This is a genomic window from Dehalococcoidia bacterium, assembly GCA_022451965.1.
In the GTDB taxonomy this organism is placed as follows: domain Bacteria; phylum Chloroflexota; class Dehalococcoidia; order Lucifugimonadales; family Lucifugimonadaceae; genus TMED-70.
The window spans coordinates 72,221-97,206 of record JAKUNJ010000007.1 but is presented as its reverse complement, the minus strand read 5'-3'; the positions used below and the strand labels follow the sequence as shown (position 1 = coordinate 97,206).

Genomic DNA, 24,986 nt, shown 5'->3' with positions numbered 1-24,986 from the left:
TTTATAGTAATTTTTCTATTTCTGAAAGATTTTCTTCTGAAGGTTCAAAACCAACTCCGAGTGAGTTTACAACCTGCGTAACTTTGTCGCAAAAAGGTGTAGAAACATTATTTTTTTTACCAACTTGACTGACAAAACCTGTAAGATAATCAATCTCTGTTCTTCTCTTTTTTAGTACATCTTGACCAAAAGAAGGTCTACTAGATGAACCTGCTTGCCTTGCCTGTTCTAACATTTGACTTTTTATTTCTTCAATTTTTTTACCACCTTTAGCAGCTTCTACAAAATCATCTGGTTCTAATCCTACAATCTTACCCAATTTATATCCTTCAGATTTAGCAACCATTACTACCTCAGCTGCAACTTTTATGGCAATATCTTGAGTAATAGTCTTTGACCTAACATCAGCAGTACCCCAACCAGTTAATCCAGCCAAGGGATTAACCATACAATTTATCATTAATTTTGACCATCTCTCAGAAATCAATTCTTCAGTATATTCAGAAACACCAACTGCTTGCATCATATCTACAAATTCCTTCAGTCTATTGGATAACCCACCGCTTAATTCACCTATTTTATACGCAACATCTGGTCTACTATCTGTTCTCCATGCTTTTCCAGGTTCTGTTGCCATTGCACTAATCAAAATAACGCATCCTAGAGTTTTTTCTTTTCCAACAATCTCTGCTACTTTTAAGTCATTTATTCCATTCTGAAAATCAACAAAGTAGCCTTCATTCTTTACGTAATTTTTTAAAGCATGAGTTACCCATTCAGTATCATATGATTTTACTGATATTATTCCAATATCAAATTTTTCTTTTGTTTCTTGAAGCATGTTGAGATGAATAGCATTGGGCTTACAGTTGTGAACTTCATCTTGATTTGTTACTTCTAAACCATTTTTTTGAATCTCAGTTATGTGCTCATGCCAAGTATCTATTAAGGTTACATCGTGACCATCTTTAGACAGCATTCCCCCAACAACTCCACCAATACCACCTGCTCCAAATACGGCTATTCTTTTCTTTTCATGCATATTTATTTCCTTAGTTAAATTATTAAAATTTTATTTGATAATAATATAACTCTAAAATAAATGACAATAGAAAAATTTATAATATTTGGCTTAAGAATAATTTAGTACGATCTTCTTGAGGATTTTCAAAAAAATGTTCTGGGGTTCCTGATTCTACTATAAGACCTTCATCAAAAAAAAGAAATCTATCAGCTACCTCTTTAGCAAATCCCATTTCGTGAGTTACACAAATCATAGTCATACCTGATTGTGCTAACTCAGTCATAACATCCAAAACTTCCTTTATCATTTCAGGATCTAAAGCAGAAGTAGGTTCATCAAATAACAGTAATTTAGGCAGAATTGCCAAAGCTCTAGCAATTGCTACTCTTTGTTGTTGTCCCCCAGAAAGCTGTGAGGGAAATTTCATAGCTTGTTCAGGAATACCTACTCTTTCCAATAAACTCATTGCTAAATCTTCAGCCTCTGACTTGGGAAGTTTTTTTACTTTTTGTGGTGCTAATGTTATGTTTCTGAGTACTGATAAATGAGGAAAAAGATTAAATTGTTGAAAAACCATACCCACTTCTGACCTGATTTTTTCAATATTTTTCAAGTTATTATTTAATTCTGTTCCATTTACTTTAATCAAACCAGAATCATGCTCTTCCAAACCATTAATAGTTCTTATATATGTTGATTTTCCTGATCCAGACGGACCAAGAACAACCACTACTTCACCTTCATATATATCAGCAGTTATTCCTTTTAGAGCCTGAAAGGAGCCAAAAAACTTTGTGACTTCTTTAGTTTCTACAGATATTTTTTTATTCATAATTTCCCTCCCTATTGACTAACATTAAGCTTCCTTTCTATAGATCTACTTATTTGTGAAAGAATTATGGAAATAAACCAGAAAAGCAGTGCTACTATAAGTAAAACTTCTATAGATTTACCATAAAATTCTTGCTGTTGCTCAGGTATCAATCTACCAATTCTTAGTAGATCGGTTATACCTAAAATAAACACTAGGGATGTATCCTTAAAAATAGCTATAAATGTGCTGACAATTGCCGGAATAACAATTCTAATTGCCTGCGGTAAGGTAATAAAAAGTAATTCTAAATACGTACTTAAACCAAGAGCTGTAGCAGCTTCTTTTTGTCCTTTAGGAATAGATTGCAACCCTCCCCTAACTACTTCTGCTATATATGCACTGGAAAATAATGAAAGAACAATCATTGCTCTGATAACTAAATTTATATCACTTAATGAGAATAAATCTGGAAGAAAATTTGGAAGAACAAACCATGCAAAGAAAAGCCATGCAATCAATGGAGCGCCCCTAAATGTTTCAATGAAAGCAATTGAAACAAGCTTTATTGTTCTATAGGAACTAGCTCTACCCAAAGCAAATATTACCCCTAGAGGAAACCCTGCTAATATAGCTATTATTGCAAGAATAATATTAACAAAAAAACCTCCCCAAAGTGTAACCTTTGGACCACCAGCAATAGCTAGCAGGAAAAACATAAAAGGAATAAATATTATCCATGAAATAATTAGGCCTCTTGAAATTATTTTTTTATAGTTTGTCCTTATGAAATATATGGAAATATAAAACATAAGTGAAAAAAATAAAAGTAATACCACATTTATTAGCATGGAAGATGTAGTGAATATTAGAAATGGGATTATAAGCATTCCAATATAAAGAATCGAAGTTTTGATTTGAAATCCATAAATAAAACTTATAGTTGAAGATATTAGAAAAGATGATATATAAAAAATTGTCCAAATTCTCCATAAATCCTCTTCTGGAAATAGTCCCACCAACAGTATTTTTCTATTCACTTCAATCAAAGTCCAATCTGAAGTAAAAACAAAAGTAAAAAATAATGATCCAATAAAATATATTACAAAAGCACCAGAAATTGTCAGAAGCATATCAATTTTTGTTGCCAAAAGATTTTCTTTTATCCAAGCTATCATTTGATCATGCCCCTATCCTAGTAACTCTTCTATTTAAAAAATTCATAAATAAGGAAATAAATAGACTCAAACCTAGAAATGTAATTAGTATCAAAAATAACATAGGTAAAGCATGACCAGCATTATTCATAATAGTTCTTGAAACCATAAAAACATCAGGATAAGCAATAGCAACTGACAAACTAGAATTTTTAGTCAAATTTAGATACTGATTAGTCAAGGGGGGAATTATAGATCTTAGAGCTTGAGGCAAAATTATAAGAGTGATTCTTTGATAAGAACTTAGACCTAGAGCCAGTGCTGCTTCTGTTTGACCTTTAGGAAGACTTTGAATACTTCCTCTAACTATTTCTGTGATAAATGTACCTGTATAAATCACTAAAGCAAATAATATAGCAGCAAATTCAGGTGAAAGTAAAAATCCTCCCGATTGAATATATGTTCCATATTGATTTACTTCTAAGGTTGGAATATCCGAATACAGATCAATTCCTAATATAAAGTAGAAAATTATCCCTATTCCAATGAAAATAAATAATGAAATAATATTAGGGGAAAAAAAATTGGTATTTTCTTCCCTAATTTTATTTAGATAAGACCTTATAAACAAACAAAATATTAAGCTAATCAACAAAACAAGAAACCACAAAGAGCCGTTCTCTACAGAATTAATGAATGGCAATAGTATTCCCCTATTAGACCAAACTGAAAGTCCACCGAAAGTAATAGCGTTTGAAATCTGAGGTAATTGTAGTAAAACTAGCTGCCAAAATATGATTTGAACAAGCAGAGGTGTATTTCTTATAAATTCAACATAACCTGCTGCAATTTTACTTATTAGGAAGTTTTTAGATAATCTAGCCAAGCCCATAATTACACCTAACAAGGTTGCAAGTAAAATTCCTACAATGCTTACTCTTATAGTATTTATAATTCCAGCAAAATAAGCTTGCCACCTAGAATCATTACTTGTGTAGTCAATAAGAAAAGTATGACTCAATCCAAATCCTGCCCTACTTCTAAGGTGAGAAAAGCCAAGATCTAATTCTAGAGCTCTTGAAACTAGATACCAGAGAAACATTATCATTAAGATTGAAAATATCATTTGTACTAAAAGATTTCTAAAAGTTCGATCATAAAAAAGAACTCGAATCTTTTTTCCAAATGATTCTTTGGATCTTAATTGTTCAAATATTGAGGTAAACATTAATATTAGTATAATCTACAGGGTGAAATACCCTGTAGATTATAAACTATTGTGTATTTAGATTTTTCTATCTAAATGGAGGAGCGTAAATTAATCCACCCTCTGTCCATTGAGCATTTAAGCTACCTTCTCTTGTCAAACCTAGAGGTACTAAATGTTCATCATAAACTTCTCCGTAATTTCCAACTTGAGAAATTACTTTTTGCATGAAGTCTAATGGAATACCAAATGAGAAGTCCGTAGCTTCACCACCATCAAAACCAACACCTAGTAATCTTGCCATACCAGGATCTGCTGGATCTGCTGCCATAGCTGCAACATTTGCACTAGTTATGCCACTTTCCTCTGCTTGCATCATTCCGAAGACCACCCACTGTACTACATCATAAAATTCACTATCATTATCTCTTGTAAGAGGACCTAGTGGTTCTTTAGATAAAGTTTCAGCCAAAACAACATGATCATCAGGATTATCAAATCCAGCACGCTTGGATGCTAAACCAGATTTATCAGTAGTCCACCCATCACATCTACCTTCTTCATAGGCAGCTTGTAAGGGATCATTAGTTTCAAAAGTTAGTGGAGTATAAGGAATTCCTGCAGATGTAAATCTATCATCTAGATTTAGCTCTGTGGTAGTACCTTGTAACACACAAACAGTTGAACCAGTCATAGATTCTATAGAGTCATAACCGCTACTTGCTTTAACCATCATTCCTTGTCCGTCATAAAAAGTTGCAGCAGTGAAGTCATTACCCAAATCTCTATCTCTACTTGCAGTCCATGTTGTATTTCGAATTAGCAAATCAATTTCTTCTGCTGCTAAAGCTTCGAATCGAGCTGATGCAGTCAAAGGAACATATTCAACTTTACTAGAATCTCCTAGAATTGCTGCAGCTACAGCTTTACAGAAGTCTATATCAAAGCCTTCAAATTCTCCTGCAGAATTAACTACTCCAAAACCTGTCAGGTTATCGTTAACACCACAAACTAATTCACCTCTATCAAGAATTGTTGTCAAAGTACTTTCTTTTTCAACTGGTACTTCAACTACAGTTTCTACAACAGTCTCTTCACTACAAGCAGCAAAGATTAAGACTGACATTAGTAGCATACTTATGACTACTAATTTATTCCGCAAATAAAACATAATATCTCCTTTCAATTTTTTAAATTTTCAGAGATTGACACCAGCGACACATGTCCGGGATTCACTGAATTAAACACTATGTTTCTAAGAGATAATATACACCTTTTTTATTACAGAAATGTAAATTTTATTCAATGTATCGAAAAGTTTATTATGTATTACATAAATCTTTTAGTTGAAAAAATACTGATGTCATAGTTTGATCGTTTTTTTGTAATTAATTCAGAACAAATTTCTCCTATTGCAGGAGCAAACTTAAATCCATGTCCAGAACAAGGTGAGCATATAATTATATTTTCATCATCATTGTAAAAGTCAATTAAAAAATCAAAATCAGGTGTATCTGTATAAACACATACTCTTGAATCTAGAAGTTTACCATTTGCAGAAGGAATATATTCTTCCAGAAATTCCCTTACTTCCAATAAATCTTTTTCATTTGACCCCCTTTTCAAATCATTTTCTTCAATAAATTCACCATCATGATGCTTTGCAACCTTAAATCCCTTATCCTCAATGTTTGGTTGAGTATAAAACTCTATACCGTCATCTAAATCCCACCCTGTATTGGGAAGAGTAGAATAATTAAATAGATCTTGAGAGTTTTTAGGAGAAAACCAAAAAAGAACTTGTCTTTCTATTTTCAGTGGAAGATTTAGTTTAGGTACTAAATTTTTTAACCATGCTCCAGAAGAAAAAATCAATTTTTTTGAGTAATAAATTTCTTTATCAGTTGAAATTTTATATAAGTCAGACACTTTCTCCCAAGCAATTACTTTTTCATTATAATTATGTGTAGAACCTAATAATTGGGCTTTAGATAAAAAAGTTGATATAGCTTTCTCAGGGAAAACTGCTCCACTTCTTTTTTCAAATAATATATTAAATTTTTCAGATGGATTAAATACCTTAAATTTTTCTTTTATTGCGGTAGGAGAATATTCTATCAGGGGTATATTATATTTTTTTGCTGATTTTTTTGCATTATTAATATAATTTGTATTATTTCCAAAATATAATCCACCATATTCTAATATTAATTTTTCATCAGATTCATTATCTAGTTCATTCCAAAGTTCATAAGCTCTTTGCACTATTGGTACATATGAAGTTCCTTCATGATATGCTTCTCTAATTACTCTTGTATGACCATGAGATGATCCCAATTCATGAGGTGGTCTATATATATCTAAACCTAATACTTTTGCACCTTTTTTAGACAGATAATATGAGGAAGAACTTCCCATAGCACCAAGTCCGATTATAATAACATCATATATATTCTTTTTCAAAGTTATATTTCCACAGATTCTACTTTGTGAAAATCAATCCAATTTTCATCTAATTGCATACCTAGTCCAGACTGATTTGGTATGTCTAGTTTTCCATTTTTGTTTATAGAAATTTCGTTCGTAACACCCCATTGGTGTATATGCTCTGGTCTCCAGTATTCATAATAAGAATTATTATTAACTGAAGCAATTACGTGCAAGTTAGCTGCATTCATCATAGAATTACCTGCTAAACCAATTTCACAATTTATCCCAAAAGCATCTGCCATAGCGGATTGCTTAATGAGTCCAGTTATTCCAAGTTTTCTTGTGGTTCCTCTTACCATACCAATTAAGTCCTGACTCATATAATTAGCTGCTTGTTTTATTAGAAATTCTGCTGAGTCACTCATATTTATGGGAGTTATAAGAGTTTCTTTCAATTTTTTTATAGCTCTAATATTTGAGGTTTCGATTGGATCTTCATACCAATAAAAATTATTTGCATCTAATGCTTGCCCAACTAAAATAGCTTCTTGAAGTGAATATCCATGATTTCTATCAAGCATTAAAGTCATCTTATCATCAACTAATTCTCTTATTTTTTCTATTGAAATTATTGTTTCATTAACACTTAATTCTCCAGGATGAATTTTATAGGCTAAGTATCCTTCACTCAGGAGTTGTGCTGCTTCATTGATAAATCCATCTGGAGATATGTGTCTAGGTGGGAAAGTTGCATATAAAGGTATTTCTTTATCTTGACCACCCAAGAGTTTATATATTGGTTTATTAAAAAATTTGCCAGCCAGATCCCATAATGCAACATCTACTGGTGCCCAAGAGGAAAATATTGGAAGTCCATGTCCACTTGTATCATCAACTTTCGACCATAACCACTCTCTATTTTCAAATGGCATTCCTATTATTTGAGGAGCAATTTTATCCTTGATAATCTTGATTCTATCTGTAGAATCTGATGCCTGATCTCCAATTAAAGAATTACCTTCAAATCCTTCGTCTGTAATTATTCTTAGGATTCCTTGAGTAGTCTTACCTCCAATATCAGATCTTTCATCTATTACCTTTAGTGGTCCAGTATCTCTTTCAATAATGTCTATTATAACTTTGGAAATTTTCATCTAAAATCAATCTATATTTATAGTTCCTACATAATCTAGACCTCTGAATAACCCTTTATAATCCATTCCATACCCAACTACCCATCTTTTATCATCAAGTATAAAACAATTAAAATCAGGTTCAATTTCCATATGCCTTTTACCCAATTTATCCAATAGAACAGCAGAATATACTTTTTTATTTGAGGTTTTTTCTAATTTTTCTGAAAGATTATATAAAGTCTCACCAGAATCCATTAAATCATCAACAATAACGCTTGGAGAATCTATATCAATATTTTCAGCAAGAAAGTCATATCCATAAATTGTTGTACCTTGAGATTCAGTAGAATTACCATAAGTTTTAGCTATCAGTGGGAACATATGATAACAACCCGATCTGAGTATCTCTAATTCTGCTATTAGATTAGAAACGAACATAAGACCACCTGTCATAATTGGGATAAGATTAACTGCTTTATCGGACTTAAATTTCGAATTTATATCTTTCGCAATTCTTTTGACTTCTCTATCTATAGAATTTTTATCCCATAAAACTTCTATATCTTTTGTTGTGATATCTCTCATTTAATTTATATCCTCAGGCAATTTCTTACCTAATGCTTCTGGTTGATTACCACCTATTAAAGAAACTAAAAATTTAGGTATTGAGCTTCTTTCTTTTCTGTTAATATATTGTATGAAAATTAAAATAAAAATCATTAATGGAAATGGTAATAATGGGAGAATTTGAGATAAAGCTAAAGTTACAGATTGGGCCTTGATAGCAAGTACTTGTAAAAGCCCAAATGAATATGCGCCTACAGCTGCCCTATAAGGATTCCATCCACCAAATATAACTATTGCTAATACGATCCAACCATAGTTAGTAGTATGTCCTTCTGACCACCCATATTTAGTGTATAAAGAAAAAGATGCACCAGCTAAACCTAATAAAGCTCCGCCTATTAGAGTTCCATATAATCTCATTCTTTTTACATTTATACCTCTTGAACTAGCTGCTGTAGGATTTTCCCCTGATGCTCTTATAGATAAACCAAAAGTTGTTTTATTTAAGAAAAACCAAGAAAGCGGAATTAAAATAATTGAAAAGTACGTAATTATGGAATGATTAAATAAAACTTCTCCCAAAAAAGGAATTTTTGATAACAGGGGTACTTCAATTTTAGTAATCATAGGACCATTTATTCTGACATAGTCTTGGCCTAAATAACTACTCAAACGTGCTAATAGTATGGTGAGAACAAATCCAACAGCTATTTGATCCATTCTAAGTCTGATGTCGCAGTATGAAATGAAAAATGAAATAAATGCACCCAAAAATATAGCAAATATAAATCCTATTATTGCAATATTAGTAATAAACCCCATCATAAATCCAAATAAAGCACAGATCATTATAGTACCCTCAGCAGATAAATTAATTACTCCTCCTTTCTCTGAAATAGTCTCTCCGATTACTGCAATAATAAGCGGGGTACTCAGTGATATTACAGTTACTAAAGTATTTTCAAAAAAAATCATCTCGTAAATACCTTAGTTATTTGTTTAGTTATAATCTTTTCTAATTCTAGTTTTTGCAAAACAAGCCAGCTAAGAACGAATGTAGCTTGAATTATTCCTATAATACTATGGTCTAGTCCCATCCTTATTTGTAATTGACTACCTCCAACAATTAGAGCTGAAAAAAGAAAACTAACTATAAAAGAGAAATAAATATTTCTGGAACAAATTAAGACAATCAAAATAGATAAAAAGCCAAATCCTCCTGATATGGATGGTACTAATTTATGATAGGCGGCTGATGATTGAGAAAATCCAGCTATACCTGCAATTCCACCTGCTAATAAGTAGGAAAGAATAATATATTTATCTGATGTAAAATAAAATCTTTCAGTTGCAAAAATATTAATACCTGTTGCCTTCAGTCTTATTCCGATAGAACTATACTTGATCAATAGGGCACTTGATATGTAAAGAAATAATATAATTATTAGTAAAAATAATGGGAAGTTAGAGCTACCTATTGTAGGAACCCAAGATGATTTGTCAAAAATATCTGTTCCTCCAGTTGAAGCAATCCCTGCTCTTTTCCAAGGTCCAATAATCAAATAAATTACTATTCCCGAAGCTACAAAGTCTAATCCTAATCCACTAAAGATTTCATGTACATTTCCTTTGACTTTCAAAATTGCAGAAATCAAACCCCAAAGTCCACCAAAAATAATTGCTAGGATTATTTGTAAATAAGGAGAAATAAAATCATCACCTAAAAATGATCTTGCTACCAGCGTGGACCCTACAGCACCCATAATTATCTGACCTTCAATTCCAATATTCCACATACCAGCAGAAAATGTATAAATAAGAGCCAAAGATGCTAAAGAAATTGGAGTCCAAACTATAAGTGTTCTAATTAATTTAGGTAAGCTACCTAGAGATCCATATATAATAGATTCAAATACTTGAAATGGTGAAATTCCAAATAAAATTAGGGTAAAAAAAATAATAATTAATGTAAGAAAAAGTCTCAATAAATTTATTCTTAAGTTATATAAATCAAACATCTTATATTATTCCTGATATATATTTTGCAATTCTATCTTTTTGTAAATTATTCTTTGTATCAATATTCATTATCTGATCACCCGAAACCGATATAATTATGTCAGAATAATCCCATATCTCGTCAATATCTGTAGAGGAAAAAAATACTCCGTAATCTTTTTCCTTTCTTTCCAATATCATTTCCCAAATCTTATTAGCTGAATTTATGTCTAATCCTCTTGTTGGTTGCTCTAACAAAAGAAAGGATTTTTCTGAAGGCATTAGAGAGAGCATTACTCTTTGCTGATTACCACCAGATAATTCATTTATTTGGCTATCTAAATTAGCTCTTATATCAAACTCTTGAATTTTATTAGTTGCTTTTTCCTTAACAAAATTCCAATTAATTATTCTTTTTTTTACAGTTTCTGATAATCCGAAGTGTTCAATTAGAGTCATATCACTAAATAGCCCTTTTTCTAACCTATCAGCAGGCATATAGTAGATTTCATTTTTACTCAACTTTAAATTATTTTCTAACTCAATTCCTGTTGATGAAAATTCACCAGTAAAAAAATTTTTTACATAGTCATCATTAGAGGAACCTTGAAGACCAGCAATGCCAATAATACTTCCTTGTTTTATTTTGTGTGAACTGGAGATTTCAGATTTTAAATTTAGATCTTTTTTTGAAAAATTTATAATAAAGTTTTCTTCTCTATCGAAATCTTTTATTGCAAGAGAATTAATTTCACTTTTTTCAAACATTATCGACAGGATTTTTTTAGAATCAAATGGCTGTTTAATATTTTCTATCAATTTACCAGACCTTAGAATACTAGCTGAATCACAAATCTCAAAAACTTCATCTAATTTGTGAGAAACAAAAATTATTATTATTCCCTCTTTTGATAATTTCCTTAATGTATCAAACATTATTTTTTTTTGTTCAAGAGAAAATGCGCTAGTAGGTTCGTCCAGAATAATTAACTTTGCCCCATTATATAGAAGTCTCAGTAGTTCAACTTGTTGTCTTTCTCCAATAGATAATGAGCTAGTCTTTCTATTTAGATTTATTTTGACATTATAATTATCAAATAATTTTTCAATTTTTGATTTTATTTGAACAATCTTTCTATAAGGATTACTTTCGCTAATTCCAATCAAGAAGCTTTCAAAGATAGAAAGATTAGAAAAATCTAGGGGATCTTGATTTAATAAACCAATTCCAACATTTATAGAACTTCTAGGCGAACCAAGAATAACTTCTTTGTCGTTGATCAAGATATTACCTTTATCGGGCAAAATTTGACCTGAAATAATCTTAACCAAAGTAGATTTTCCAGCACCATTTTCCCCTAGGAGAGCATGTATACCAGAAGATAATTTGAGAGATATATTTTTATTTGCATCAACATTACCAAAGGATTTAGAAATGTTATTTATTTCAATTTTCATAAAGTAATTCGGGCTTCTTAATGTTTTATTATAAGAAGCCCGAAAAAATTTACTATTCGCTATCCCCTAACATTCCTTCTAATAACTGAGGTGTGTACCATATTTCATTATCTGTTGCTTCAACTCCATCTTCTAGATAAACAGATCCATCTTGAAAATTAATTGGTCCAGTAAAAAGGTTTAGCTCTTCAGAAGCTAATAGACTCATAAAACTTCCCAATTCACCTGCTTCAGTATCAGATAAACCATCACCCATTTGCCATCCAATTGCTGAGCTGTCTTTATCATTCATGTCTTCCCAATTTGGTCCTGACCATATCCATTCTGCTTCAAATTCTCCATGTGCAGCATTCATTGCAGCGTTTAGATAATCTGGACCCCAATTGTAGTAAGGAACACCTAAACAAACATCAGGAGCTGTTTCACAAGTGAACTCATAATCGTATCCAACAACATAAACATCTTCACCTTCAGCTGCTCTTTGTCCAGTTACAACTAATGCTTCNGGAGTATCGATATGAGAAATAACAACATCTGCTCCTGCATCAAAGAACTCATTTGTTACTTGAGTTGGATCAGAAGTCACTCCAGGAATATGGAACCAAAATCCAATCCATATTACATCAAACTTAAGTTCATTCTCTCCTTTGTAACAATGTTTAGCTCCAAGGTAAGCAGCATTTGTTAATCTTCTAGTCTCATCATTTATTAATGGGCCAAGGAATCCTATATGACCCGTCTTAGTTTTGAGGGCAGCTGCACAACCAGCTATCATTTTTCCATATTCCATTCTTCCCATAATATTTCCCAAATTTTCAAGATCCTCTCTATATCCCTTACCATCAGCTTTGGCACTATCCCCTGATGCCCAAATCATAGGTATATCTGGATACATTTCCGCAGCAGCAAGAATACCATCTTTCATATCATCTGAAGTTGCAATTATAAGTTGTGCTCCTTCATCGATCATGTCTGAAGCTACTTGATCAACAGTTAGATTAGGACTATCAGCTGGATTAATAAAATCAGCTACTATCATCTCTCCACCAGTTATTTCTTCTACATATTCTCCACCTTCAAAATGAGCTTGTGACCACCCTTTATCATCTCTAGGACCAACAAGTATTAATCCAAATTTAAATTCACCGTGATCATCCTCATCAGAATGAGCTTCTTTTTCCTCATCATGATCATGTTCTTCATCCTCATCGTGTTCATGATCTTCATCCTCATCGTGTTCATGATCTTCATCCTCACCGTGATCATCCTCATCAGAATGAGCTTCTTTTTCCTCAGATTCTGAAGAAGTACTTTCAGTGATTGACTCAACAATTTCTTCTGCCTCATCAGAACAGGCAAAAACTGAAAACATTAGAACCGAAACCAAAAATAATTTAAGAAAAATTTTCATAACTACTTCCTTGTAAAAAGTTTTTTTTTTTTGATAAAGAAACAATAACATCTGAAGAATTAAAATATAAGAATTAAATAATCAATTAAGTCAATTTTTAGAAAATGTAACAAAAAGTTAATTTTTAACTAATAAGAAATTAGATAATTTATTGAATAATCTCTTAATTCTTGTGGCCTAACAATATCCCTTAAATTAATTAAAAAACTTAATCCACATACACTAGCATCAAGTCTTGTAAGTAGCTTAATTGCAGCCAAAACAGTTCCTCCTGTAGCTAATACATCATCAATGATTACTATTTTTTTTCCTAAAAGATCTAAATCTGAAGACAATTCTAAGTAATCTTCCCCATATTCCAATGAATATTTCTCAGATATTATAGGTGGGGGTAGTTTGCCTTTTTTTCTAATTAATATAAGTGGGATTTTACAAGAATATGCCACAGATGATCCCAGTAAAAAACCCCTTGAATCAATAGCTGCAAGATAGTCGGGCTTCAATTTATCAATATATTTATTCATTTCTTCTACTACATAATTAAGAATATTAGGATTTTGAAATATTGGAGATATATCTCTAAAAATTATTCCTTTTGAAGGAAAATTGTCTATAGATCTAATGTAGTTACTAATATTCATATATCTAATAATTATATTGATAAATTATCATATGTTAGTGGAATAATTTTTCTATCTTAAATAATATTCTTAAAAATACTAAATATTATGGAGAAAACCATGGCTAATGATAAACCAAACTTTATTGTATTTATGACAGATGATCAAGGATATGGAGATTTATCCTGCATGGGGGCTACAGACTTTAAGACTCCGTCTCTAGATAAATTAGCAAGCGAAGGAATTAGGTTTACAGATTGGTACACTAATTGTCCAGTATGTAGCCCAGCTAGAGCAGCATTATTAACTGGTAGATACCCAGGTAATACAGGTATAAGAGGAATCCTGCCTGGCCATAGGAAAGCTGCTGGGTTACCAGAATCTACTCCAACATTGGCAAAAATATTACAATCTGAAGGATACTCAACTTCTATGGTGGGAAAATGGCACTTAGGTTTAGAAAAAAAATCTAGACCTAATAATCATGGTTTTGATAATTGGTTTGGATTTTTAGCTGGAAATGTAGATTATTACTCACATATATACTATTACGGTGCAAATACAAAAGATTCAATATTACCTCAGGTAAATCCAACTCATGATCTTTGGGAAAACGAAAAAGAAGTTTGGATGGATGGGGAGTATTTTACTGAAATTATTACTGAAAAATGTATTGAATATCTAAGAAAAATGAATTCTGAGGGTAAGCCTTTCTTTTTATATGTTCCTTACAATGCACCTCATTATCCTATGCATGCTCCAAAGAAGTATATGGATAGATTTTCTAATCTACCTTGGGATAGGCAAGTAATGGCAGCCATGCTTAGTGCAATGGATGATTCAGTAGGTAATATTATGGATGAATTAAAAAGATTAGGAGTAGATGATAATACTCTTACATTCTTTACATCAGATAATGGGCCATCTAGAGAAACAAGAAATTGGCTAGACAGTACTCTAGATCCTTATTATGGAGGTACTGCAGGCAAATTTAAGGGTCACAAAGGTAGTTTGTTTGAAGGTGGAATTAGGGAACCTGGAATAATGCATTGGCCTGGAAATATTCAAACGGGAGTTGTTTCCAGTGAACCATGCGCTTCTATGGACATTGCCCCAACTATTCTAGAAGCTGCAGGTGTAAATTTAGATGATCATTATTTAGATGGTAAAAGTCTTGTTGAACTTGCTAAAGGAAATGATAATCACGATGATAGAGTTATTTTTTGGGAGTATCTTGATCAAACAGCAGTAAGAAAAGGAAAATGGAAATTAGTCTTAAAAGGAAAATTGATTGATGCTTATGGACCAGTTCCAGATGTTCATCTAGCTAATTTAGAAGAGGATATTAGTGAGTCAAATAATCTTGCTGACAAAGAGCCTGAAATTACCGCTGAGTTAACTAAATTAGCAGAAAATTGGAGAAGTAAAATAGAGGATAAATGGATAAAAGATTATGGAGCTCCAAGTGAAGCTCAAAGACTTAATACTCAAATGGGACTTAGATAGAAATAATGATAAAAAAAGTAATAATTATTGGTGGCGGAGTTATAGGTATGAGTACAGCTTTTCAACTTGCTGAAAAAGGTGTAAAAGATATTACTATAATTGAAAAAGATAATATTGGAAGCGGTTCAAGTTCACAAGCTGCTGGTATAGTTACATGCTTGCAGTGGAATGAAACATCTGTAAAAGCAAGAATGAAATCATTAGATTTATTCGAGAAATTTAGTCAAATTCTGGATGGCTATACTTTTCAACAAGTAGGATGTTTAAATTTATCTGATAAAAAAGATTATGATTTAGGATCTGACTTAAGAAATTTGCATGACGAACTAGGCGCAAAATATGAAACATATATAGGAAATGAACTTACTAAAAAATTTAGTGATCTTAAGGCAGAAGATGATGAATACGGAATTCTAGATCCAAGAGGCGGCTACAGTGAAGCTCATACATATATACCTGCATTAAGAAAAAAAATTGAAAATATGGGTGTAAAAATATTTGAAAATGAAGAAGTAAGAAATTTTACATTTTCAGGTAATAAAACAAATGGATTAATTACTTTTTCAAAAACTGAAAATAAAGAAAAATCATACAATTGCGATGCTATTATATGTGCAGTCAATGCTTGGACAAATTTAATACTATCCCCTATTGATTTTAAAATACCTATGAAAAATTTTGTACATGAAAGATTTGTAACCAAACCATTTGATAGAGAACTATTTTTACCTGCAATAAATGATAGAGTTTACCAAAGCTACATTAGAGGTACAGAAGATAATAGAATTTTAGTAGGAACTTCTCAGCATAACCCAGAAAACTTCGTTATAGAAGATAAAGATTTTAATATAAATGAATTACACCCTTATCCAAATGCTTTAGATTTTCTCAAAGACTCTTTCAAAAATAGAGTTCCAATTATTGAGAATAAAGAATGGGACTACCATACTGTTGGATTAATAAGCGTAACCGCTGACGCAACGCCTGTTATTGGGCCAGTACCAAATATCGAAGGATTATATTTATGCTCAAATTTTCATTCAGGTGGATTTGCTTATAATCCAGTAGCTGGAATGCTCATATCTGAACACGTAATAAATGGAGAAACAAGTATTGATTCAGAATCTTATTTACCAAGAAGGTTTGAGGAATTTAATACTAAAGAATACCTATCCAAAACACATAAATTAGAAGATTTAGAAGTAAAAAGACACTAATTTTTGCTATATTATCAATATAAAATCTTAGGAGTTTAAATATGGAATTTATACCATCAGTTAAAGATGGAATAAATAATTATGGAATGTTTACTGGAAATGCTGATAGATCTCAATTTTGGTGGTTTCAACTTTTCTTCTTTCTGGGAGTAATAATTGCAACAATAATTGATTATTTAGTATTTGGAGCACCCTATAGATTTATACTGTTATTGTGGATTTTGTTCACAATAATACCTGTCTTAGCAGTAGGATCAAGAAGATTACACGACACAAATAGAAGTGGTTGGTGGCAACTTTTATTAATACCACCAATTATCGGATGGATAATATTAATTATCTTATGGAGTGAAGAATCTTTTGAAACTGATCCTGAAAAAAGACCAATAGGAATACCACAATAATTAAGGAGATTTTATGAATAAAATACTAGAAAATAAAGTTGCAATAGTAACTGGTGGAAATAGTGGAATTGGAGAAGCTACAGCACATTTATTTTCTGAACAAGGCGCCAAAGTTATAATTATGGCACGTAGAGATAAAGAAGGAAAAAGAGTAGAGTCTGAAATTATTAAGAATGGTGGAGAAGCTGCATTTATAAAATGTGATGTAGGAGATGAAAATATTGTAAATTCAGCAATTTCAAAAGCTGCTGAAGTTTATGGTGAAATTCATATTTTATTTAATAATGCTGGACATGGAGCAGCTGGAGATTTTCCTGAGTCAACAACTGAAGATTGGAATAATGTAATAAATGATAATTTAAATGGAACATTTTTTGTATCAAGAGCAGTTTGGCCTTATATGGTTAATTCTGGAGGAGGAGCTATAGTAAATATGTCTTCTTTAGCAGCTCAACGAGGATTTTCCCCAAAAATGAAGGAGGAGTTTGGTACTACTGCTCCATCATATTATGTCGCAAAAGCAGGAATTGATGCTCTAACTAGATATATGGCCGGAGTAGGAGGAGATAAAAATATAAGAGTAAATTGTATAAGACCTGGACAGATAATGACTCCAGGAGCGACTAGAGGAACTCTAAGTGATCCAGACGGAGGTCATCATGTTTTTGAATCAATGTTTGATTTAGCTCAAATAATTCCTGGCCCTGGTTATCCAAAGGATGTGGCAAACTTAGTTCTTTTCCTAGTAAGTGAAAATTCAAGGTTTATAACTTCTGAAATTATAAATATTGATGGAGGAGTTGCGGCTAAAATATAAGCCTTAACTCTTATGAAGAAATTAAGAATAAATACAATATTTTTTGATGTTTTTGGCACTGTTTTTGATTGGCATAAATCAATTAGACAAGAAACTACAATCTTCTCATCAAAGTACAAACTTTCTTTTGATGAGTTTGTTTTTACCGATAAATGGCGAGCAGGCTTTAGATTACTGCAATCAAAGGTAGCAAATGGTCAAAGAGATTATTTATCAATGGATGAAATTCATATGGAAGTGCTAAATCAATTACTAGATGAACTAAATATAAATGATATTAGTAAAGAAAACCTGGTTAATTTCAACGAATCATGGCATAGATTAAAACCTTGGGATGATTCAAAAGCAGGTTTATCAGATCTAAAAAATCATTACATAATTTCAGCATTGTCAAATGGGAATTTATCAATGTTAGTTAAGTTGTCAAAAAATTCTAATATTCACTGGGACTCAATTTTATCTACAGAATTTTTTGGGACTTATAAACCTGACCCAAAAGTCTATTTAGGTGCTATGAAATTACTTGAATCTAATTCAGAAGAATCTATGATGGTAGCATCACATGCTTATGATTTAGATGGTGCAATTAATGTAGGGATGAAAACTTGCTATGTTCATAGACCAAATGAATTTGGTACAGGTATTAGTGAAAATTATGGAGATTTATCTAGATTTGATTTAGTTGTAGAAAGTTTTGAAGAAATTTCTGTATACTTGAAAAAATAGAAAGGAAAAAATGTCAGTTTATCATATTGGTAGTATCACTGTTAAAGATTGGGATGCTTATGCAGAGTATATGAAATTAGTACCTGCGATTATAAAAAAATATGGTGGTAAATATCTTGTTAGAGGTGGTGAAATCATATCGGATAATACAACCTGGAATCCTCAAAGAATAGTTATTTTAGAATTTCCTACAATTGAAGATATGAATAATTTCATAAATTCTGAAGACTACAAGCCTGTCGCTGCTATAAGAATCAAAGCTTCTGAAAGCGAATCTTTTGTAGTTCAAGGTATATAAAGCATATCTTAATATAGTGGATTTAGTCGAAGTAAGAGATTAAGTTATTATTTATATTTTATCTAGTTCGTATGACCACCAAAAGCATTCCTCATAGCTGAAAGTATTTTACCAGCATAAGAATTTGTGTTTTTAGAATTAAATCTTTGAGAAATAGAAGCATATATACTCGGAATAGGAACTGAAAGATCTATGGACTCTTTTATAGTCCACCTTCCTTCTCCTGAATCACTAACTTCTGAACTAAATTTTTCCAGATCTGAATCTTTACTTAATTCCACTGCAATTAAATCTATAAGCCATGACTGAACTACTGAGCCTCTTCTCCAATTATTTACTATCTGATCAAGACTTAATTTATATTCTGACTTATGTTTCAATATCTCCAAACCTTCAGCAATAGATTGCATCATCCCGTACTCAATACCATTATGAATCATTTTTACGTAGTGACCTGATCCAGAAGGTCCCACAAATAGACCACCTTGAGCTTCTTTGGTAGATAATGTTTCAAATATACCTATAATTTCTTTATAAACTTCTTCAGAGCCTCCTATAGTCAAACAAAATCCATTTCTTAATCCCCAAACTCCTCCGCTTGTACCACAATCAAGGAAACTTATACCTTTTTTGGAGCAAATATTATTATTCTTTACAGAGTCTTTATAATAACTGTTCCCACCATCTATAATTACGTCACCTTGGCTCATAATCTCTGACAATTTGATAACTAGATTATTTGTTGGTTCTCCACTTGGTACCATCAACCAAATAATTTTTTTTGAGGTAAATCGATCCATTAGAGTTATTAAGTCATTATCTATATGATATGAATGGTCAATAGTATTTATTATTTCTTGGTCTTGATCATAACCAAAAACAGTAAAATTTGAATCACTTAACTTCTGAGCTATTTGGTTACCCATTTTTCCTAAACCGACTACACCAACTTCCATTAATTACCTCAACTTACTAAATTAAAAGAATTATTATTTCAATTGGTATTTATTTTAGATTAATTTTTATGACAAAGGAATTATTTTCTAGAAAATTCAAACTCTTTATCTTGAAGATAACCAGCAAAACCTTTAACCCAATCATCGTTATCATTTAAACTTGGTATTAATTTAACCGAGTCACCACCATTTTTTTCAAAATCTTCATGATTTTCGACTGCAATTTCTTCTAAAGTTTCTAAACAATCTGCTGTGAAAGATGGACAAGCTACAGAAACTTTCTTTATACCTTTATTAGCTAAATCTTCAAGTACGTCAACAATATTAGGTTGAATCCATTGCTCTGGTCCAAATGTACTTTGATAACATACCTTAAATGGTTTATCCGGATCAATTATATCTGCAAGTTTCATAATTGTTTTTACACAATGAGATTTGTAACAAAATTCATTATTTTTACTAACCTTTTCGCAACAATTATCTATTTTTTGGCAATGAGATTGAGAAAGATCTGCTTTTTTTAGATGTCTTACTGGTAGACCATGAAAACTAAATAGTAAATATTCACTATTTTTATATTCTTCAGATTCAATTATACTTTTTGCTAATGATTTTAGGTAAAAATCTTCATTATAATAATGTTCAACTTTTATGATTTCAGGATCAAAGTTTTCTGCTTTTAATACTCTATATATTTCAGTAAATGTTGAACCTGAAGTAGCTTCGGCATATTGTGGAAACATAGAAACTAAAAAAAGTTTTTCAGTTCCACTTGCTTTTAATTTTTTTATGGCACTTTCAATTGAAGGGTTACCATATCTCATTCCTATCTCAATATTTCCATCAACATACTTTTTTAATTTTTCAGTAAATTTAACAGTATTTACTAATAAAGGAGATCCTTCATCTGTCCATATACCTTGGTATTTATGTTGAATTTTAGCAGGTCTAAAAGGTACTACAATAAGATTAACTATTGTCCATCTGAGAACAGATGCAATTCTATTTTTGACTTTATCAAATCCTTTTGAAATTTCTTCAGGCCTTGTAGACGGATAATCAAGCATATCTGGATCTGATAAGAACTCTTTCAAATATCTTCTAAGAGCAGGAATACTCGGTTCATCAGGTGTGCCTGTATTTAATATTAGATATCCATTTTTCTTTGTAGCAACCAATTTATCTCCTGAAAACTAAATTCGAGTTTTCTTTAATTTTATTAAGGATTTGAAATAAAAAAAACTGTAAAAAATGTCTTTTTTAATTTTTATTTATATTACCCTCAATAGATATATTCGGTAACCAATTTAAGAACTTTGGCAAATACCAAGCATTTGTTCCCAGTAACTTCATTACACTTGGAACTAGAATTGATCTTACAACTGTTGCATCAATTAGTACTGCTGCTCCTAGCCCAAATCCCATTGACTGAAAAAATGCAAGCTCACCTAAAGCAAAACCTCCAAAAACAGCAACCATTATCAAAGCTGCACCTGTAATGATACTTGCTGTTTTTCTCAGACCAAAAGCTACAGATTCATCTGATGAGCCCGTTTCATCAAAATGTTCTTTTATACGACTTAGCATAAAAACGTGATAATCCATGGATAATCCAAAAAGTATACTGAACATAAACAATGGTAGCCAAAATTCAAGCTGATCTACCTGCTCAAATCCAAATATATCTATCATAAATCCTTTCTGAAAAACTAAGACTAACAAACCATAGGAAGCTCCTACAGAAAGCAAATTCATTATTATTGAAGCTATTGAAATTGTTATTGACCTAAATGCAAACAATAATAGTACTAAACTCAATGAAAGAACTAATCCCAGGACGATAGGGAAATATTCATCTGTCATTTCAACAGAATCTACTACTTCAGCTGACTGTCCACCGACGTAAATTGTATACTCTGATGAAGGTATTCCATCAAAAGCAGATGGAATTATTTCATTTCTAAGACGCTTTATTGAATTTAATGAAATTTGATTTTGAGGGTCACCAGGTATCATTGATGTCAATTCGGCAAAATTAACTGATGGTTCAATCAATACTTCAGGAGGTAAAAAGCCTGCATCTTCAATTAAGCTTTGTTCGATTTTATTTATTGATGATGTAATTTTTTCAGAATTCATATCTGCATCTATCATTATTGTGGCGGGAGCATTTGAACCAAATCCAAATTTTTCATCCAAAAGATTAAATCCAACCTTGACAGGTTCATCATCAGGCAAAACTGAAATACCACTAGTGCCCTTTTCTAAATCGAAATAAAAATAAGAAAGTATTATTAGAAAGCCTGCTGCAATAGACATACTGATATATGGCCTTTTCATTACTTGAAGAGTAATTAGATTCCAAAAGCCTCCTTCTGTTTCACTACTTTTATCAGGATTGAAGAAACTAATATTTAAACCTCTTTTTCTTAATATTGATAATAAAATTAGCAATGACATTACAGCACCAGAAACTAATAATAATATTGGGCCTAAGTCTTGAGTAAAAGCCACAATCAAAAAACCAATGATGTAGAGAATTATAGTTAATCCTTTGGGTACGCCAAAACTGTTGACTCTATCTCCTAAAATACCAATTATTGCAGGAAGTATGGTAATTCCTGCCATTACTGCAACAAAAACTACTACGATAGCTCCCACTCCAAATGCCTGAAAAGTTTTTTCAGGTATTATAAACATTCCAACTAATGCAAGTACTACAGTTAATCCACTGAACAAAACAGCTCTTCCTGCAGTACTCCCTGAGTTTATAATTGCATCGTATTTTTCAAATCCATTTGCTCTTTCTTCTCTATATCTTGATAATATGAACAAACAATAATCAATCCCAACAGCTAGACCCATCATAGTCATAATATTGGGCACAAAATCATTTAAATCAACTATCTGACCTATTACAGAAACTGCACCAATAGAAACAAAAATTGCCACTACTGCTAGAATAACCGGTATTATCGCTGAAGTTACCGAACCAAATACAAGAGCTAATATTATTAATGCTACAGAGATTCCTATAGTTTCACCTGTTATTAAGTCTTTTTCTGCTATATGTGCAAATGAATATTGAATAGATTCAAATCCAATAAAATAATATTGAAAATTATCATCTGAAAAATCTTCAGTGACATGTATTAGTGGACCAACAAGTTCGCCTCTAACGAAAGGTGCGGATATCATTATTGTTGTTCCATCTTGGGAGGGATTAATCTGATAATCTTCAACTTTACCAATATTTTGGTCAACTTCAAATTTGTCAATTTCAGATTGTATTTTATTAAAGAATCCATTTAGTGAAGTAAAATACTCGTCAGAAGGAAATGTATAAACATTAGAGGTTACTACTAATAGATTGTCTTCCATACCAGAGGATCCTGAAGACTGTTGTTGTTGTGGATTCAGATCATTCATTTTTTCATCTTTTAACTTCTGAGCAAGCCTAAATTCTTGATCTTGAGTAGCACCTTGACCGCCACTCAATGCGCTATCTAAATAATTTTGAGAAAGTAATCCTGAAGAAATCATTAGTAATACCCAAATTCCAACAGTTACAAATGGTCTTCTAGCGCAGAAACTTACCAAAGATTGTAATGACATCTTAATTCCTTAATACAGTTATATTTAATGAATTTGAAACCATTTTATAAAAGATATGTGAAAATTATATGAACTTTTTTTTGTAATGATAAATGTCAGATATTTATTACAACAAACTATAACATAGAGAAAGATTCAAGAGCTTTATTTCTTGAATCCTTAATATCAACTATTGGTTTTGGATAATTGACACCTAAAATTACTCCTGCTTCTAATAATAAATCTTTTGGTGCATCCCAGGGATTAAACAGATATTTTACAGGAACTTTATTCAATTCTGGGATGAATTTTCTTGTGTAATTTCCATTTGGATCAAATTTTGATCCTTGTAATATTGGATTGAAAATTCTGAAGTATGGAGCTGCATCTGCTCCAGTTCCTGCAACCCACTGCCAACTGGCAGAATTACTGGCAAGATCTGCATCAATTAGGCAATCCCAAAACCATCTTTCACCTTTTTTCCAATCTATTAACAAATTCTTTACTAAAAAGGAACCAACTATCATTCTTACTCTATTATGCATATACCCTGTTTGCCAAAGCTCTCTCATCCCTGCATCAACTATAGGATATCCTGTAACACCTTTTTTCCAAGCATTTAATAGCTTTGAATCATTTTCCCAAGGAAAAGCATCAAATTTTGTTTGTAGATTTTTATTATTTAAATCAGGAAAATGAAAATTTAGATAATATGAGAATTCTCTCCAACCTAGTTCACTCTTAAAATGGTTGATATCTTTTTCTGGATAATTATTAAATTTTTCATCTAATTCATACCAGATTTGATTTGGAGATATTTCTCCAAAATGAAGATGTGGAGATAACTGAGAAACATTTTCTTTTTCTGGAAAGTTTCTACCATTTCTGTAACCATTTAAGCCATTTTCTAAGAATTTATTAAACTTTAAATAAGCAGAATCTTCACCAGGAGTCCAAAGATTTTCAAATTTTGAGTACCACTTAAATTTGTCCAAAAGGCACAAATCTTCTAAATTGTTATTTTTCTCATCCTTTATTATATTTTCTAAGTTTGGCTTATTAATAGGCATTCTAGGAGATGAATGATTTAGGCAACCTTTTCTGTAATAAGGAGTAAAAACCTTGTATGGAGTTTTATCAGATTTAAGTATTTGATTAGGTTCCCATAGTAAATTTGAGTTGTATGAGTTAACTTTTATACCCTTGTCTAACAAAAGTTTTTTTAGCACAATATCTCTTTTAATTCTCCATGGTTCATAGCATCTGTTCCAATATACTTTCTTAATATTTAGTCTTGATGTAAGTTCAGAAAAAATGTCTGAAGGGTTTCCAGAATAAAATGATATTTTATTATCTAGCTTCTCATTTAGATTTTCTAAGGATCTGTGTAGCCACCACCTACTTGATCCTCCCATTTTATTATCTTTAGAATTAATATCATCTAAAATGTAGATTACAAGAACATTATTTGATTCAAGAGATTTTGTTAGAGCTGGATTATCAGTTAGCCTAAGATCTTGCCTAAGCCAATAAACAGATAAGTCATCATACGTATTCATACTACTATTCTAAACTTTTATATTAAATAAATTCTTTGAAAAGAAAAAAGTCAAATAAACTTAACCATTAATAAATAAGTTTTGTATTAT

General features: G+C 31.4%; 23 protein-coding genes. 6 read left to right on the top strand and 17 right to left on the bottom strand.

Features of this window, described 5'->3' with window-relative positions:
* Position 1 precedes the first annotated feature (1 nt).
* From MK083_05170 to MK083_05110, 13 genes are all read right to left on the bottom strand, one after another.
* Positions 2-1,042, bottom strand: a complete 1,041-nt coding sequence (locus MK083_05170) for a 2-dehydropantoate 2-reductase (protein MCH2673845.1) — start codon at positions 1,040-1,042, stop codon at positions 2-4.
* A 76-nt stretch (positions 1,043-1,118) separates the two neighbouring features.
* Positions 1,119-1,856 carry an amino acid ABC transporter ATP-binding protein gene (locus tag MK083_05165; GenBank protein ID MCH2673844.1) on the bottom strand — a complete coding sequence of 246 codons (738 nt, stop codon included), beginning with the start codon at positions 1,854-1,856 and terminating at the stop codon, positions 1,119-1,121.
* An 11-nt stretch (positions 1,857-1,867) separates the two neighbouring features.
* On the bottom strand, positions 1,868-3,013 hold the full coding sequence (locus tag MK083_05160) for an amino acid ABC transporter permease (protein MCH2673843.1): 1,146 nt from the start codon (positions 3,011-3,013) through the stop codon (positions 1,868-1,870).
* A 4-nt stretch (positions 3,014-3,017) separates the two neighbouring features.
* Complete coding sequence (locus MK083_05155; protein MCH2673842.1) at positions 3,018-4,220, bottom strand: ABC transporter permease subunit; 1,203 nt, start codon at positions 4,218-4,220, stop codon at positions 3,018-3,020.
* Between the two features lie 67 nt (positions 4,221-4,287).
* The gene (locus tag MK083_05150) at positions 4,288-5,370 is read right to left on the bottom strand and encodes an amino acid ABC transporter substrate-binding protein (protein MCH2673841.1); all 1,083 of its coding nucleotides are present in this window, start codon (positions 5,368-5,370) and stop codon (positions 4,288-4,290) included.
* Between the two features lie 158 nt (positions 5,371-5,528).
* A complete protein-coding gene (solA, locus tag MK083_05145) occupies positions 5,529-6,662 on the bottom strand; it encodes an N-methyl-L-tryptophan oxidase (protein ID MCH2673840.1) in 1,134 nt (377 codons plus the stop codon).
* Positions 6,663-6,664: 2 nt separating this feature from the next.
* The gene (locus tag MK083_05140; GenBank protein MCH2673839.1) at positions 6,665-7,783 is read right to left on the bottom strand and encodes a hypothetical protein; all 1,119 of its coding nucleotides are present in this window, start codon (positions 7,781-7,783) and stop codon (positions 6,665-6,667) included.
* A 6-nt stretch (positions 7,784-7,789) separates the two neighbouring features.
* A complete protein-coding gene (locus tag MK083_05135; GenBank protein ID MCH2673838.1) occupies positions 7,790-8,350 on the bottom strand; it encodes a hypothetical protein in 561 nt (186 codons plus the stop codon).
* Positions 8,351-9,307: an ABC transporter permease gene (locus MK083_05130; protein ID MCH2673837.1), complete on the bottom strand. Its 957-nt coding sequence runs from the start codon at positions 9,305-9,307 to the stop codon at positions 8,351-8,353.
* On the bottom strand, positions 9,304-10,350 hold the full coding sequence (locus MK083_05125; protein ID MCH2673836.1) for an ABC transporter permease: 1,047 nt from the start codon (positions 10,348-10,350) through the stop codon (positions 9,304-9,306). The genes MK083_05130 and MK083_05125 overlap by 4 nt, the downstream gene beginning before the upstream one ends.
* A 1-nt stretch (position 10,351) precedes the next feature.
* On the bottom strand, positions 10,352-11,788 hold the full coding sequence (locus tag MK083_05120; GenBank protein MCH2673835.1) for an ATP-binding cassette domain-containing protein: 1,437 nt from the start codon (positions 11,786-11,788) through the stop codon (positions 10,352-10,354).
* Positions 11,789-11,840: 52 nt separating this feature from the next.
* Entirely contained in the window at positions 11,841-13,199 is a 1,359-nt protein-coding gene (locus MK083_05115) for a BMP family ABC transporter substrate-binding protein (protein ID MCH2673834.1), read from the bottom strand.
* A 128-nt stretch (positions 13,200-13,327) separates the two neighbouring features.
* Positions 13,328-13,840, bottom strand: a complete 513-nt coding sequence (locus MK083_05110; GenBank protein MCH2673833.1) for an adenine phosphoribosyltransferase — start codon at positions 13,838-13,840, stop codon at positions 13,328-13,330.
* A 99-nt stretch (positions 13,841-13,939) separates the two neighbouring features.
* Between MK083_05110 and MK083_05105 the strand changes: the two genes are divergently transcribed.
* Genes MK083_05105 through MK083_05080 form a run of 6 tightly spaced genes read left to right on the top strand, consistent with a single transcriptional unit; the run spans position 13,940 to position 18,787 of the window.
* Positions 13,940-15,325: a sulfatase-like hydrolase/transferase gene (locus MK083_05105; GenBank protein MCH2673832.1), complete on the top strand. Its 1,386-nt coding sequence runs from the start codon at positions 13,940-13,942 to the stop codon at positions 15,323-15,325.
* A gap of 5 nt (positions 15,326-15,330) precedes the next feature.
* Positions 15,331-16,542, top strand: coding sequence for an FAD-binding oxidoreductase (locus tag MK083_05100; GenBank protein ID MCH2673831.1), 1,212 nt, complete (start codon positions 15,331-15,333; stop codon positions 16,540-16,542).
* Between the two features lie 41 nt (positions 16,543-16,583).
* A complete protein-coding gene (locus MK083_05095; GenBank protein MCH2673830.1) occupies positions 16,584-16,946 on the top strand; it encodes a DUF805 domain-containing protein in 363 nt (120 codons plus the stop codon).
* A gap of 13 nt (positions 16,947-16,959) precedes the next feature.
* On the top strand, positions 16,960-17,763 hold the full coding sequence (locus tag MK083_05090; protein MCH2673829.1) for an SDR family oxidoreductase: 804 nt from the start codon (positions 16,960-16,962) through the stop codon (positions 17,761-17,763).
* 12 nt (positions 17,764-17,775) lie between these two features.
* The gene (locus MK083_05085) at positions 17,776-18,489 is read left to right on the top strand and encodes a haloacid dehalogenase type II (GenBank protein MCH2673828.1); all 714 of its coding nucleotides are present in this window, start codon (positions 17,776-17,778) and stop codon (positions 18,487-18,489) included.
* 10 nt (positions 18,490-18,499) lie between these two features.
* Positions 18,500-18,787 carry a DUF1330 domain-containing protein gene (locus MK083_05080; protein MCH2673827.1) on the top strand — a complete coding sequence of 96 codons (288 nt, stop codon included), beginning with the start codon at positions 18,500-18,502 and terminating at the stop codon, positions 18,785-18,787.
* A 62-nt stretch (positions 18,788-18,849) separates the two neighbouring features.
* Here the strand turns inward: MK083_05080 and gnd are convergent, their stop codons facing one another.
* The 4 genes from gnd to MK083_05060 form a co-directional block, all read right to left on the bottom strand.
* The gene (gene gnd, locus MK083_05075; protein ID MCH2673826.1) at positions 18,850-19,743 is read right to left on the bottom strand and encodes a decarboxylating 6-phosphogluconate dehydrogenase; all 894 of its coding nucleotides are present in this window, start codon (positions 19,741-19,743) and stop codon (positions 18,850-18,852) included.
* Positions 19,744-19,823: 80 nt separating this feature from the next.
* A complete protein-coding gene (hemH, locus tag MK083_05070) occupies positions 19,824-20,921 on the bottom strand; it encodes a ferrochelatase (protein ID MCH2673825.1) in 1,098 nt (365 codons plus the stop codon).
* A gap of 82 nt (positions 20,922-21,003) precedes the next feature.
* The gene (locus tag MK083_05065) at positions 21,004-23,358 is read right to left on the bottom strand and encodes an MMPL family transporter (protein ID MCH2673824.1); all 2,355 of its coding nucleotides are present in this window, start codon (positions 23,356-23,358) and stop codon (positions 21,004-21,006) included.
* Positions 23,359-23,474: 116 nt separating this feature from the next.
* A complete protein-coding gene (locus MK083_05060) occupies positions 23,475-24,896 on the bottom strand; it encodes a DNA photolyase family protein (GenBank protein MCH2673823.1) in 1,422 nt (473 codons plus the stop codon).
* Between the last annotated feature and the right edge of the window lie 90 nt (positions 24,897-24,986).